At 70.0% G+C, this 13,337-nt stretch carries 10 protein-coding genes; 3 read left to right on the top strand and 7 right to left on the bottom strand.

The genetic code is table 11. From position 1 onward, the window contains the following. Positions 1–33: 33 nt before the first annotated feature. The gene (locus tag ASG30_RS20470) at positions 34–621 is read left to right on the top strand and encodes a hypothetical protein (RefSeq protein WP_156385638.1); all 588 of its coding nucleotides are present in this window, start codon (positions 34–36) and stop codon (positions 619–621) included. Between the two features lie 214 nt (positions 622–835). Here ASG30_RS20470 and ettA read toward each other — a convergent pair whose 3' ends face one another. After that, positions 836–2,503, bottom strand: a complete 1,668-nt coding sequence (gene ettA, locus ASG30_RS20475) for an energy-dependent translational throttle protein EttA (protein WP_055901416.1) — start codon at positions 2,501–2,503, stop codon at positions 836–838. 98 nt (positions 2,504–2,601) lie between these two features. Next, positions 2,602–4,791, bottom strand: coding sequence for a DUF1631 family protein (locus ASG30_RS20480; RefSeq protein ID WP_082522230.1), 2,190 nt, complete (start codon positions 4,789–4,791; stop codon positions 2,602–2,604). Positions 4,792–5,046: 255 nt separating this feature from the next. Here ASG30_RS20480 and ASG30_RS20485 point away from each other — a divergent pair, with 255 nt between their 5' ends. Then, entirely contained in the window at positions 5,047–6,825 is a 1,779-nt protein-coding gene (locus ASG30_RS20485) for a DEAD/DEAH box helicase (protein WP_055901421.1), read from the top strand. An 81-nt stretch (positions 6,826–6,906) separates the two neighbouring features. Here ASG30_RS20485 and ASG30_RS20490 read toward each other — a convergent pair whose 3' ends face one another. The 4 genes from ASG30_RS20490 to ASG30_RS20505 are packed head-to-tail and all read right to left on the bottom strand — an operon-like array spanning position 6,907 to position 10,984. Then, positions 6,907–8,112: a pyridoxal phosphate-dependent aminotransferase gene (locus ASG30_RS20490; RefSeq protein WP_055901424.1), complete on the bottom strand. Its 1,206-nt coding sequence runs from the start codon at positions 8,110–8,112 to the stop codon at positions 6,907–6,909. Between the two features lie 18 nt (positions 8,113–8,130). Continuing rightward, positions 8,131–8,643 carry a LeuD/DmdB family oxidoreductase small subunit gene (locus tag ASG30_RS20495; RefSeq protein ID WP_055901427.1) on the bottom strand — a complete coding sequence of 171 codons (513 nt, stop codon included), beginning with the start codon at positions 8,641–8,643 and terminating at the stop codon, positions 8,131–8,133. Further along, positions 8,640–9,932 (bottom strand): 3-isopropylmalate dehydratase large subunit, encoded by a 1,293-nt coding sequence (locus ASG30_RS20500; protein WP_055901429.1) that lies wholly within the window; start codon positions 9,930–9,932, stop codon positions 8,640–8,642. The genes ASG30_RS20495 and ASG30_RS20500 overlap by 4 nt, the downstream gene beginning before the upstream one ends. A 59-nt stretch (positions 9,933–9,991) precedes the next feature. Beyond that, entirely contained in the window at positions 9,992–10,984 is a 993-nt protein-coding gene (locus ASG30_RS20505; RefSeq protein WP_055901432.1) for a tripartite tricarboxylate transporter substrate binding protein, read from the bottom strand. A gap of 132 nt (positions 10,985–11,116) precedes the next feature. Between ASG30_RS20505 and ASG30_RS20510 the strand changes: the two genes are divergently transcribed. Next, complete coding sequence (locus tag ASG30_RS20510; RefSeq protein WP_055901436.1) at positions 11,117–12,061, top strand: LysR family transcriptional regulator; 945 nt, start codon at positions 11,117–11,119, stop codon at positions 12,059–12,061. Here ASG30_RS20510 and ASG30_RS20515 read toward each other — a convergent pair. Next, positions 12,058–13,254 (bottom strand): mandelate racemase/muconate lactonizing enzyme family protein, encoded by a 1,197-nt coding sequence (locus ASG30_RS20515; protein WP_055901440.1) that lies wholly within the window; start codon positions 13,252–13,254, stop codon positions 12,058–12,060. The genes ASG30_RS20510 and ASG30_RS20515 overlap by 4 nt on opposite strands. Positions 13,255–13,337 lie beyond the last annotated feature (83 nt).

Genomic DNA, 13,337 nt, shown 5'->3' on the forward strand with positions numbered 1-13,337 from the left:
GCCGCTCCATGACCAACCTCCAAGGAAACGCACATGAAGACCAGCATGAAACTCAGCACGTTCGCCGCAGCCGCCACCCTGGCCACCGCGGCCGGCCTGGCGCTCGCGCAGACGTCAAGCAGTTCGAGCAGCAGCCCGTCGGGCAGCAGCAGCAGCAGCAGCTCGGACAGCAGCACCAGTTCGTCCCCGGCCACGAGCAGCGGCGGTGCGAGCAGCGGGACAGGCACCCTCGGCGCCAGCCCGAGCACCAGCCCCAGCACCAGCCCGAGCACCAGCGCGAGCCGGCCGGATTGCGTGAACACGGCGCAGGCGGGCAGCGGGACCGCTGGCGCGGCCAGCAGTGGCGGCAGCGGCAGCAGCAGCAGCAGCGCCTCGCCATCCAGCACCATGGGGGCGGGCAGCAGTACGCTGGGGTCGGGCTCGGGTGGTAGCACGGCCGGGTCGGGCACGACGGGCTCGAGTGCGTCGTCGACGCCGAGCGCCAGCGGCAGCACGGGCAGCTCCAGCGACAGCAGCACTGTGGGCAGCGCCGGCAGCAGCAGCGGCGGCACGGCCGGCTCGACGGGCATGGGCGCCAGCGGCAGCGGCACCACGACCGGGAGTGCGAAGGCGGATTGCTGAGGGCAGGCCCTCAGGCCTGGAAAGAACCCGTCATCCCCGCGGAGGCGGGGATCCAGTGCTTCCATGGCGTCCGCGAAGGGGGGACGCCATGGATTCCCGCCTCCGCGGGAATGACGAGGTACGGACGCCCTGGATTCCCGCCTCCGCGGGAATGACGAAACAAGGGCGGGAATGACGGAATGGGCGGCAGCGTCGACAGCCGCGCCCGCGCTGGTTACTTCAGCGCCTTGAACCGCATCCGCTTGGGCTTGGCGCCTTCCTCGCCCAGGCGCTTCCTCTTGTCGGCCTCGTACTCCTGGTAGTTGCCGTCGAAGAACACCCACTGGCTGTCGCCCTCGGCGGCCAGGATGTGGGTGGCGATGCGGTCGAGGAACCAGCGGTCGTGGCTGATCACCATCACGCTGCCGGCGAACTCCAGCAGCGCGTCTTCCAGTGCGCGCAACGTTTCCACGTCCAGGTCGTTGGACGGCTCGTCCAGCAGCAGCACGTTGGCGCCCTGCATCAGCGTCTTGGCCAGGTGCAGGCGGCCGCGCTCGCCGCCGGACAGCGTGCCCACCTTCTTCTGCTGGTCGCCGCCGTTGAAGTTGAAGCGGCCGCAGTAGGCGCGGCTGGCCATCTGGAACTTGCCGACGGTGATGATGTCCAGGCCGCCCGAGATGTCCTCCCAGACGGTCTTCTCGTTGGCCAGCGCGTCACGGCTCTGGTCGACGAAGGACAGCTTGACGGTCTTGCCGATCTTGACCGTGCCCGCATCGGGCTGCTCGCGCCCGGCGATCATCTTGAACAGCGTGGACTTGCCGGCGCCGTTGGGGCCGATGATGCCGACGATGGCGCCCGCGGGCACCTTGAAGCTCAGGTTGTCGATCAGCAGGCGGTCACCGAAGGACTTGGAGACGCCTTCGAACTCGATGACCTCGTTGCCCAGGCGCTCGGCCACGGGGATGAAGATCTCGTTGGTCTCGTTGCGCTTCTGGTAGTCGATGTCGCTCAGTTCCTCAAAGCGGGCCAGGCGCGCCTTGCTCTTGGACTGGCGGCCCTTGGCGTTCTGCCGCACCCACTCCAGTTCCTTCTTCATCGCTTTGGCATGGGCTTCCTCGCCCTTCTGCTCGGCCTCCAGGCGCGCTTCCTTCTGCTCCAGCCAGGTGCTGTAGTTGCCCTTCCACGGGATGCCGCGGCCGCGGTCCAGCTCCAGGATCCACTCGGCGGCGTTGTCCAGGAAGTAGCGGTCGTGGGTGATGCCCACGACGGTGCCGGGAAAGCGCGACAGGTACTGCTCGAGCCACTCCACCGACTCGGCGTCCAGGTGGTTGGTGGGCTCGTCCAGCAGCAGCATGTCGGGCTTGGACAGCAGCAGGCGGCACAGCGCCACCCGGCGCTTCTCGCCGCCCGACAGGTTCTGGATCACCGCGTCCCACGGCGGCAGGCGCAGCGCGTCGGCCGCGATCTCCAGCAGGTGCTCGGTGTCGCTCTCGGCACCGGCGGCCGAGATGATGGCCTCCAGCTTGTGCTGCTCCTCGGAGAGCTTGTCGAAGTCGGCGTCCGGCTCGGCGTAGGCGGCGTAGACCTCGTCCAGCCGCTGCTTGGCGGCGTTGACCTCGCCCATGCCGCCCTCGACCGCCTCGCGCACGGTCTGCTCGGGCTCCAGCTTGGGCTCCTGCGGCAGGTAGCCGATCTTCAGCCCGGGCATGGCGGTGGCTTCGCCCTCGATCTCGGTGTCGATGCCGGCCATGATCTTGAGCAGCGTGGACTTGCCCGAGCCGTTGAGGCCGAGCACGCCGATCTTGGCGCCGGGGAAGAACGAAAGGGAGATGTCCTTCAGGATCTGCCGCTTCGGCGGCACGATCTTGCCGACGCGGTTCATGGTGTAAACGTATTGGGCCATGGGGGGGATTATCCCTAGGGGCTAGGGGCTAGGGGCTGGGGACTAGGGGAACAGCCGCAAACTCCCCGGTTTTCTCCCTAGCCCCTAGCCCCTAGCCCCTACTTGCTCAAACTATTCTTCAGCGCCGCCTTCGCAACCTGGTCGAGCGCGTCGTCCACCACCGGGCGGTCGGCGATCACGCGTAGGGTGCCCGTCGAGCGCAGGCGCTCCAGCGTGCGGCGCGACATCGAGTGCGCCGTGCCGGCCAGCGCAGTGAACATGAACAGCGTGCCGTGCGGGCTGGCCCAGGTGAGCTGCACGCGCGTCCACTTGCCTTCCACCATCAGCTCGGCCCAGGTGCCGGTGCGCAGTTCGCCCGCGCCGGCGGCCGTCGGCTCGGCCGGGGCCGAAGCCGGCGCCACCGTCAGCTCGGAGATCATGAAGTCCTGCGGCATCACGGACTCGTGGTCGACCCAGCCGGACTCCTGCACCTCGCTTCCGGCCAGCCAGGGCTCGCCGGCCTCCTCGGCTTGCGCCGCCGGCTCCGACTCGATGTCCTGGGCCTGGCGGCGGGCGTCTTCCTTGGCGCCCTCCAGGGCGGCCGCGTGCAGCGCCATCAGGCTGTCGAAGAAGCGCTGGGCCAGCTCCGGCGGGTAGTCGATGCGGTCCAGGCCCTCGCGCACCTTGGCCAGCAGCGTGGGCACCATCTGCTCCAGGCGGTTGGCGCGGCGGCGCTGCGCCGTCGCCTTCTGCACGCTCCACACCAGGTCGTCGACCAGCGCGCGGTAGCCGAACGGGTCGTCCGAACCGTCGGTGCAGCTGAGCTGCGCCTCGGCCACCACCTGGGCCCAGGATCCCTTGAGGAAGTCGAGCACGAAGGGCGCGACCTCCAGGCCGGCGGTGGCGGTCTCGAAATCGGCGGCCAGCTTCTGCGCGAGCAGGTTGCGCTGCTCGGCATGCTGCAGCGCCCGCGCGGCTTCCTCGCGGCGGTGCCGCAACGTCTGGTCGTGGTCGGTCCAGCCCTTCTGGATGTGGTCGAGCATCTCGCCGAAGGTGTCGGCCTCCACGACCTTGCTCTCGGTGAGCCAGCGCGATGCGTACTGCACCGTCGCCAGGAAGCGCGGCCAGCCCTCGTCCCTGTCGCTCTTGAACGCCAGGCTGCGCTGCGTCACCCGGTCGAGGAACTGGCGCGCCGGATGCGTGCGGTCGCTGAAGAAGCGCGAGTCCTGTTGGGCCAGGCGCTGCACGGCCGGCTGCAGCTTGCGCAGCTCGTCCTTGTAGGCGGGCACGAGGCGGTCGTCCTGCGACAGCGTCTCGAACATCAGGCGCAGCACCTCGTCGCCCAGCTGGGCGCCGATGCGCGGCAGCTGGGGCGATTCATGCGCGGCGGCCGGCTGGGCCGGCGCGGCGACGGGCGGGGCCTTGGGCCGCTGCTCCAGCCGCTTGATCAGGGCGTCGGCCTGCTTGAGCTCCTGCAGCAGCGACATGGAGGCCGGCACGGTGTGCAGGAACTCCTGCTTGCCGGCGGGCACGTCGAAATCGCCGGCCAGCAGCTTGCGCAGGCGGTCCAGCGTCAGCAGCGTCTTGGCCATGGTGCCGGCCGCCGGGGCGCCGGTGGCGCCGCCGCCCTGCTGCAGCTTGCCGCCGATGGGCACGGCCGGCTCGACGCCGGTGGACAGCAGCCAGTCGGACAGCTCGCGGTACAGGCGCCGCAGCTTGGCGCCCAGCAGGCCGCCGGCCGGGGCCATCAGCACTTCGCGCGAGTGGGTGTCGGGCACGTGGCGGGCCAGCGTGCTCTGCAGCGCTCGCACGAAGACGTCGGGCCGGATCGGGTTGAGGCCGGGCTGGATGGTGCGCCAGCCCAGCAGCGTGCTCACCACCGAGTCCAGGTGGGGCAGCACATCGTCGACGGCGAACGAAACCTCCTGCTGGGCGCGCGCCACCTCGATGCTCTGGTCGAGCTCGTCGTCGCCGAACAGCTGCAGGTCTTCGTAGCGCAGCACCTCGGTGGCGACCTGCTCCTTGCCGCCGCCCTCGTAGACCAGGCGCGACAGCTCTTCCGCGAAGGTGGCCGACACGGCGATTCCGTCGCCCTCGAGCGTCGCGATCACCTCCTTGATGCCGGCGTGCTGGAAGGCGGCCACGCTCTGCGGCCCGACCGGCGCGGCCCCGCGCACCAGCCCTTCCACGATCGAGCCCATCAGCGGCGCCGCCTGCTGCAGCGTGGCCGACAGGCAGTCGTTGAGGGTCGGCTGCAGCGCGGTGGGGTCATCCGCTACACCGAGCCGCATTGGGAGCATCTTCGCCATGGTCCGGCTGATTATGGCGACGCAGCTCAGCTTTGCGAAGCGGGTTGCGCCTCTGCGTTGGGAAGCATGAGACAATGCAGGCCTCCCGCGGAAAACAGCAGTCGTTTTCGCGGGCTCAGCGCTTCGCTGGGGATGCCGCCGGCCCCGCTGCCGCCGCCTCCCGACCTCAACCCCATCTGCCTTTGACTTGCTACTCGGCGCGCCCGCGCCGTAACAGGCCGATACCTGCGCCACGGTGTGGCGCTGATGTGTTCAATGACTTTTGAAGAACTGAATCTGGCACCCGCCATCCTCAAGGCCGTGCGCGAGCAGGGTTACGAGATCCCCACCCCCATCCAGGCCCAGGCCATCCCGGCCGTGCTCGAAGGCCACGACCTCCTCGGCGGCGCCCAGACCGGCACCGGCAAGACCGCCGCCTTCACCCTCCCGATGCTGCACAAGCTCACCATGAGCCGCAGCGCCAAGAGCCGCTTCGGCGGCTACGGTGTCCGGGCCCTGGTGCTCACCCCCACGCGGGAGCTGGCGGCCCAGGTCGAGGAATCGATCCGCACCTACGGCAAGTACCTGCAACTGACCTCGGCCGTCATCTTCGGCGGCGTGGGCATGAACCCGCAGATCGAAGCCATGAAGCGTGGCGTCGACATCGTGGTGGCCACCCCGGGCCGCCTGCTCGACCTGCAGCAGCAGGGCTTCCTGGACCTGTCCAGCGTGCAGATGCTGGTGCTCGACGAAGCCGACCGCATGCTGGACATGGGGTTCATCCACGACGTGAAGAAGGTGCTGGCCCTGCTGCCGCGCGAGAAGCAGAGCCTGCTGTTCTCGGCCACCTTCAGCGATGAGATTCGTGACCTCGCAAACGCATTGTTACGCGAGCCCCGTAGCATCCAGGTCACACCGCGCAACACCACGGTGCAGCGCATCACCCAGGTCGTGCACCCGGTCGGCCGCTCGAAGAAGAAGCAGCTGCTGGCCCACATCATCCAGGAGCACGACTGGAGCCAGGTGCTGGTCTTCACCCGCACCAAGTTCGGCGCCAACCACGTGGCCGAATTCCTGAACAAGCAGGGCATCACCGCGATGGCTCTGCACGGCAACAAGAGCCAGGGTGCCCGCACCCAGGCGCTCGCCGGCTTCAAGAGCGGCGACATCCGCGCCCTGGTGGCCACCGACATCGCCGCCCGCGGCATCGACATCGACGACCTGCCGCACGTGGTGAACTTCGAGGTGCCCAACGTGCCCGAGGACTACGTCCACCGCATCGGCCGCACCGGCCGCGCGGGCCGCGAAGGCCAGGCCGTCAGCCTGGTCTGCCTGGACGAGGAAGGCTTCATGCAGGAGATCGAGCGCTTCACCAAGCAGGAGATCAAGGCCCAGTCGTACGAGGGCTTCGGCCCCGAGCCCGGCGAGCGCGCCGAGCCCATCGCCATGGGCCGCCAGACCCTGTGGGGCGGCGCCGGCAAGCCGCCCAGCCGCGAGGTGATGAGCGCCGCGGCCAAGGCCGCGCGCCAGGAGATGATGCAGCGCATGCGCGAGAACAAGGCCGGCAACGGCGCGCGCAAGCCCGCCGAAGGCGAAGGCCGCGGCGCCCGCAACGGCTCCAACGGCAACGGCAATGGCCAGCGCGCCAAGCCGGCCGGCGGCCCGCGTCCCGCGAATGGCCACAACGGTCACAACGCCGGCCACAACGGCCAGCCCCGTCCGCCGCAGCAGCCTCGTCCGCCGCGCGCCGAGCGCCCGCTCGACGACGACCGCGATGACTCGGACGATCGCATGCCGCGCAACGTCGATCCGCTGCGCACCAACCTGCCCAGCCGCCGTGACATGACCGGCGTGCGCCGTGCCACCACGAACGGCCAGCCCGATCCCACCCGCACCAGCATCGACAGCATGGGCGCCGGCACCGGCGGCAATCGTCGCGGCGGCGGTGGTGGTGGTGGCGGTGGCAACCGCAACCGTGGCGGTGGTGGTGGTGGTGGTGGTGGTGGTGGCGGCTACGGCGGCCAGCGCAGCGGCCAGAACCGCCGCTACGGCTGACGCCGGCACGCCCTGGGCGGACCCACTCCGCCCTTTCCAAAAAAATGCGGCCCGAGGGCCGCATTTTTCTTGCCGCTGCTTTCAGTCCGCCAGCGCGGTGCAGGCGGCGGCCAGGCGCGCCAGGCCTTCTTCCAGTTTCTCGCGCGATGCGGCGAACGAGATGCGGAAGAACGGCGACATCCCATAGGCCGACCCCTGCAGCAGCGCCAGGTTGTGCGCGTCCAGCAGGTACATCACGAAGTCCTCGTCGCTCTGGATCCTGTGCCCCGAAGGCGTGACCCTTCCGACCAGCTTGCGGCACGAGGGGTACAGGTAGAAAGCGCCGTCGGGCCGGTGGCATTCCACGCCCGGCAGCCGGTTCAGTGCGTCCACCATGAAATCGCGCCGCTCCTGGAACACGCGCTTGCGCTCCTCGATGAAGTCCTGCGGCCCCATGAGCGCCTCCACCGTCGCGGCCTGCGTGATGGACGAAGGGTTGCTGGTGCTCTGCGACTGCAGCTTCACCATGGCCTTGATGAGGTCGGCCGGGCCGGCGCCGTAGCCGAGCCGCCAGCCCGTCATCGCGTAGGCCTTGGACACGCCGTTGACCGTGAGCGTGCGGTCCTTGAGCGCGGGCTCGGCCTGCGCGATGGTCGCGAACCGCCGGCCGTCGTACAGCACGTGCTCGTACATGTCGTCGGTCAACACCCACACCTGCGGGTGCCGCAGCAGCACCTGCGCCAGCGCCTGCAGTTCCTCCATCGTGTACGTGGCCCCGCTCGGGTTGTTCGGCGCATTGAGCACCAGCCACTTGGTGCGCGGCGTGATCGCCGCTTCCAGGTCCTGCGGGCGCAGCTTGAAGCCGTTCTCCGGCGGGCAGTCGACGAACACCGGCCTGCCGTCGGCCAGCAGCACGATGTCGGGATAGGACACCCAGTACGGCGCGGGCACGATGACTTCGTCGCCCTGCTCCACCGTGCACATGAAGGCGTTGAAGATGACCTGCTTGCCGCCGGTGCCGGCGATGATCTCCTGCGGCCGGTACACCAGGCCGTTGTCGCGCCGGAACTTCCCGGCGATCGCCTCCTTCAGCTCGGGCGTGCCGCCGACGTCGGTGTACTTGGTCTTGGACGACTTCATCGCCCGGGCCGCGGCCTCGCAGATGTTGTCCGGCGTGTCGAAATCCGGCTCGCCCGCCGTCAGGCCGACGATGTCCCGCCCCTGCGCCTTCAGCTCACGGGCGCGCTGGCCCGCCATCGAGCTGGGCGAAGGTTTGATCCGGTTCAGTCTTGCCGCGATTCGCGTCATGGTGCTTTCTTTCTCCAGTCACTTGAGGCGGCCCTGCGTGCGCAGGTAGGGCAGCAGCCCCCCTGCCTCGCGCAGGGCCAGGACGAATTCGGGCAGCGGTTCGGCGTCGATGAGCCGGCCGTCTTCCAGCCGGATGCGGACGCCCTGCCCGTCGATCTCGATCTCCAGCCGCTCGCCTTCGGCGATGCCGCGCGTGTCGGCCACCAGCGCGAGCAGCCCGTTGTTGACCGCGTTGCGCCAGTAGGTCCGCGCGAAGCTGCGCGCCACCACGGCCTGGATGCCGGCGCCGCGAACCACCGTCACCGCGACCTCCATGGCCGACCCGCAGCCGAAGTTGCTGCCAGCCACCAGGATGTCGCCCGGTTGCACGCTGGCCGCGAACCCGGGGACCAGGTCTTCCAGAAGGTGGTGCTTCAGCACCTGGGGGTCGAGGCTGTCCTTCTTGCGGCGCGAAGGGATGATGTAGTCCGTGTTGACGTCGTCGCCCAGCACGCGGGCGCGGCCGCCCAGGTGGGCCGGCGCCGCGCTCACGCCGGCTCCCCGTCGCCCAGCGTGCCGCGCACCGCCGCCTGCGCGCACGAGCGCGGCGACGCCAGGTAGATCTGAGCGTCCGAGCTGCCCATGCGGCCCTTGAAGTTGCGGTTGGCGGTGGAGGCGACCCGCACGCCGCCGGCGGGCACGCTGCCGCAGGTGCCGCAGCACGCACCGCAGCCCGGCGCCTGCACGCTGGCGCCGAACGCGCGGAACTCCGCCAGCACGCCCTGCGCTTCCAGCTCGGCGCGGATGCTTTCGGAAGCGGGCGTCACGACCAGCTTCACGCCCGGCGCCAGCTGGCCGGCGCCTCGCAGCACTTCGAGCGCCTCGTGGTAGTCCTTGGCGCGGCCGCCCGTGCAAGTGCCCAGGTAGACCAGGTCGATCGGCGTCCCGCGTGCGGCGGACACGGGCTGCACGTTGTCCACGCGATGCGGCAGCGCGACCTGGGGCTCGACGTCGCCGAGGTCCAGCAGCACGCGGCCGGCGTAGTCGGCGCCTGGATCGGCCGACACCGCCTCGAAAGCGGCGGCGGTGCGCGGCGCGAGCCAGTCCCGCGTGCAGTGGTCGAACGGGAACAGCCCCGCCTTCGCGCCCATCTCCACCGACATGTTGGCCAGCACGATCCGGTCGTCCATGTCGAGCGCCGCCACACCCGCCCCGCCGAACTCCAGCGCCAGGTAGCCGGCGCCGTCGGCGCCCAGCCGGCCGGCCAGCGTGAGCGCGACGTCCTTGGCGGAGACGCCGGGCCGCAGCCGGCCCTTGAGTTCGATGTGCAGCGAGGCCGGCACCTTCAGCCACAGCTGGCCGCAGGCCAGCACGCCGGCCAGGTCGGACGAGCCGATGCCGGTGCCGAAAGCGTTCAGCGCGCCGTACGACACCGCATGCGAGTCCGCGCCGACCACCAGCTGCCCCGGCAGCACGTGGCCGCGCTCCATCATGAGCTGGTGCCCGATGCCTTCACCCGCCTCGAACAGCGCGATGCCGTGGTCGCGGGCGTAGCCGCGGGCGATCTGCTGCAAGGCCAGCGCGCGCTCGCCGGAGGGGGCCCCGTAGTGGTCCAGGGCGAAGAACAGCTTCTGCGGCCGCGCGGGTGCGCGCAGCGCGCCATCGGCGTCGACCTGGCGCAGGTAGTCGAGCGCCATCGGGATCGAGCCGTCGGTGCCCATGGCGGCGTCGGGCTCGCACACGACCAGGTCGCCGGACCGCACCGGCCGCCCCGCCGCGCGCGACAACAGCTTCTCGGCCAGGGTCGAGGACCGGGCCGCGTCGGAGGAATGGAAAGGCATTTGTCTGCCGGCGCCCGCTCAACGGGACGCGCCGGAAGTTCGGGAAAGGATCGTCCGGTTCAGTTCAGCGAGATGCCGGCCGCCTTCACGACCTTGCCCCACTTCTCGTTCTCGACGCGGATGTGCCGCGAGAAGGCTTCGGGCGCGCCGCCCACCGGCTCCACGCCCATGGCGGCGAGCTTCTGGCGCACGTCGTCCATCTTCAGCACGCGGTCGATGGCGCGGTTGAGCTTCGTGACGACCGGGCGCGGCGTGGCGGCCGGCGCGACGATGCCGCTCCAGGACAGCGACTCGTAGCCCTTGACGCCCGCCTCGTCCAGGGTGGGCACGTCGGGCAGCATCGGCAGCCGCTTGGTGCTGGTCACGGCCAGGGCGCGCAGCTTGCCCTGCTGCACGAAGCCCAGCGAGGACGGCGCGTTGTCGAACAGCATCGTGACCTGCCCGGCCACCACGTCGGTCAGGGCCTGCGAGCTGCCCTTGTAGGGCACGTGCAGGATGTCCACGCCCGCCATCGCCTTGAACAGCTCCGCCGAAAGGTGCGTGGAACTGCCGGCGCCGGAGGAAGCGAAGCTCAGGTGCCCGGGCTTGCTCCTGGCCATGGCGATCAGTTCCTCGACGTTGCGTGCGGGCATGGCCTGCGGCACCACCAGGATGTTGGTGATCAGCGAGGTGTAGCTGACCGGCGTGAAATCCTTGCCCGCGTCGTAGCTCATGCTCTTGTACAGGTGCTGGTTGATCGCCAGCACGCCGGTGGTGCCCATGAGCAGCGTGTAGCCGTCGGCGGGCGCCTTGGCCACGGCATCGGCGCCGATGTTGCCGCCGGCGCCGCCGCGGTTGTCCACCACGAAGGGCTGCTTGAGCTCCGTCGAGAGCTTGTCCGCCAGCAGGCGCGCCACCAGGTCGGTCGAGCCGCCGGCCGCGAAGGGCACGACGATGCGCACCGGCTTGCTCGGGTAGCTGTCGGCATCGGCGCCCTGGGCCGACGCAGCGGCGGGAAACAGGCTGGCCAGCGCGGCTACGGTGATGGCGGCGGCGCGGAAGAGGGCTTTCACGTGTGCGTCCTTCGATGGGGGTACGGGGCCGGGCGGCTGCCACGGGTGCGCAGCATTCTGGAGCGCGTCCCCGGCACCAACAATCAAAAAGAACCGGCCTATTATTCAGGGATCAAGATAAATCCAACTTCTGTGAACCACCGGGTCACCCTCAAGCACCTGCGCTCCTTCGTGGCGGTGGCCGAGACGGGCTCGTTCACCCTGGCCTCGGCCCGCCTGTGCGTCACCCAGTCGGCGCTGACGGCCGCGATCCAGCAGTTCGAGGACGCCGTCGGCCAGAAGATGTTCGACCGCTCCACGCGCCGCGTGGAGCTCACCCGGGATGCCCAGCGCTTCCTGCCCGAAGCGCTGCGGGTGCTGCGGGCGTTCGACAACGCGGTGGGCGACCTGATCGCCCTGTCCAGCGGCGGCAGCGGCCAGATCCGCATCGCGGCGGCCGCCTCGGTGATCCGGCAGTTCCTCGCGCGGTCGATCGAGGAGTTCCGGCAGGGCTACCCCGACGTCAGCGTCACCCTGCGCGACGCCGGGGCGCGGGAGATCGAAAGGCTGGTGCTGGAGGGCGAGGTGGATTTCGGCATCGAGAGCAGCTACCAGCGCTCGGAGAACCTGGAGTACGTGCCCCTGGTGAACGACCGATACGGCGTGGTCTGCCGGACGGACATGCCGCTGGCGGCGGAGCGGGGGCCGCTGCGCTGGCCGGACCTGCCGGCCACGGGCTACGTCTCGTTCAGCGCCGACACCGGCATCGGCCACTTCCTGCGGCAGCACGCCCCGCACTGGCCCGCGCTGCGCGATCCGCACGACGAGGTGACGAGCACGACCTCCCTCTTCGCGCTGCTGTGCGCCGGGCCGCGCTACTCGGTGGTGCCGGCGATGGCGTTCCGGCCGACGGAGTTTCCACAGCTGGTGTTCCGTGAGCTCGAGGCTCCCACGCTGTCGCGCGAGATATGCCTCATCACGCGCCGGCTGCGGTCGCTGTCCTCGAATGCGCAGCGCCTGCTGGGCGTGGTGGTGGCGAACCTGCGCAACGCGCAGCTGCCGGCCGGCGCACAGGTGGTGGCGCGGGCTCCGGACTAGGCCTTGGACACCCGCACGATCGCGTCGGCGCGCTTGTGCAGGTCGGGCAGCAGCTCCAGCCCCAGCCCGGGCTTGTCGCCCAGGGTGATCATTCCGTCCTGGACGACGGGCAGTTCGGTGACGAGCTCGCGGTACCAGCCGCTGTAGAAGGCCCGCACGCTCTCCTGAACCAGCGCATTGGGCGCGTGCAGCGACAGGTGCGTGGAAGCGGTCCAGACGACGGGCCCGGTGCAGTCGTGCGGCGCCACCGGCAGCTGCCAGGCGTCGGCCATGCCGGCGATCTTGCGCGCCTCGGTCAGGCCGCCGCACCACGACAGGTCCAGCATCACCACGCCGGCCACGCCGGTCTCCAGGTAGTCCTTGAAGCCCCACTTGTAGCTGAGCGTCTCGCTCGCGCAGACCAGGGCCTCGCAGTCCTTCGCGTACTGCTTCAGGAGGTCCAGCGAGTCCATGCGGATCGCGTCCTCGTGCCAGAAGGTGTCGAACTCCCTGAGCGCGCGGGCGATCCGGCGGGCCATCGGCAGGCGCCACAGGCTGTGGAACTCCACCATGATGTCCATGCGGTCGCCCACGGCCTTGCGGATCTTGCGGAAAGGCTCCAGCGCGGTGTCGAGGTCTCCCGGACTGATGTACTGGCCGTGGCTGGCCTCGGCGGCGGTGTCGAAAGGCCAGATCTTCATCGCCGTGATGCCCTCGTCCAGCAGCGACTGGGCGAGTTCGTCGGCGTGGTGCAGGAAGCCCTGCAGGTCTTCATAGGGTCCGCTGGCGTTGCCGAGGCCCCAGTTGGAAGAGGTCTGGTTGGCGTCGCTGCGGATGTACTGGTAGCCGGCGCAGGTGTTGTAGACGCGGATGGCGTCGCGGCTGCGGCCGCCCAGCGCGGTGTGCACCGGCATGTTGGCGGCCTTGCCGAACAGGTCCCACAGGGCGATGTCGACCGCGGAGTTGCCGCGCGTCTCCACGCCCGAGCCGCGCCAGCCCAGGTAGCCGGTGAGGTCGCGCGCGCGCGCCTCGATGGCCAGCGGGTCGGTGCCCAAGAGGCGCTGCGCGGCCCACTCGTGCAGGTAGGCCTCCACGGCGCCCGCGCCCATGAAGGTCTCGCCCAGCCCGACCAGGCCCTCGTCCGTGTGGACCCGCACCCAGAGGATGTTGGGGAACTCGCCGAGGCGGAGGGTTTCGAGCTGGGTGATCTTCATCGATGGACAACGGATCGGGAAAGGCCGTCATCCCCGCGAAGGCGGGGATCCAGTGCTTCCACGGGCGGGCGATTCGGACGCTC

Source organism: Ramlibacter sp. Leaf400 (genome assembly GCF_001424545.1).
Lineage (GTDB): Bacteria > Pseudomonadota > Gammaproteobacteria > Burkholderiales > Burkholderiaceae_C > Ramlibacter.

Bases quoted from the DNA above. Each gene is read 5' to 3' on its own strand.
- ASG30_RS20470 (WP_156385638.1), top strand. From the start codon at position 34: ATGAAGACCAGCATGAAACTCAGCACGTTCGCCGCAGCCGCCACCCTG.
- ettA (WP_055901416.1), bottom strand. From the start codon at position 2,503: ATGGCCCAATACGTTTACACCATGAACCGCGTCGGCAAGATCGTGCCG.
- ASG30_RS20480 (WP_082522230.1), bottom strand. From the start codon at position 4,791: ATGGCGAAGATGCTCCCAATGCGGCTCGGTGTAGCGGATGACCCCACC.
- ASG30_RS20485 (WP_055901421.1), top strand. From the start codon at position 5,047: ATGACTTTTGAAGAACTGAATCTGGCACCCGCCATCCTCAAGGCCGTG.
- ASG30_RS20490 (WP_055901424.1), bottom strand. From the start codon at position 8,112: ATGACGCGAATCGCGGCAAGACTGAACCGGATCAAACCTTCGCCCAGC.
- ASG30_RS20500 (WP_055901429.1), bottom strand. From the start codon at position 9,932: ATGCCTTTCCATTCCTCCGACGCGGCCCGGTCCTCGACCCTGGCCGAG.
- ASG30_RS20515 (WP_055901440.1), bottom strand. From the start codon at position 13,254: ATGAAGATCACCCAGCTCGAAACCCTCCGCCTCGGCGAGTTCCCCAAC.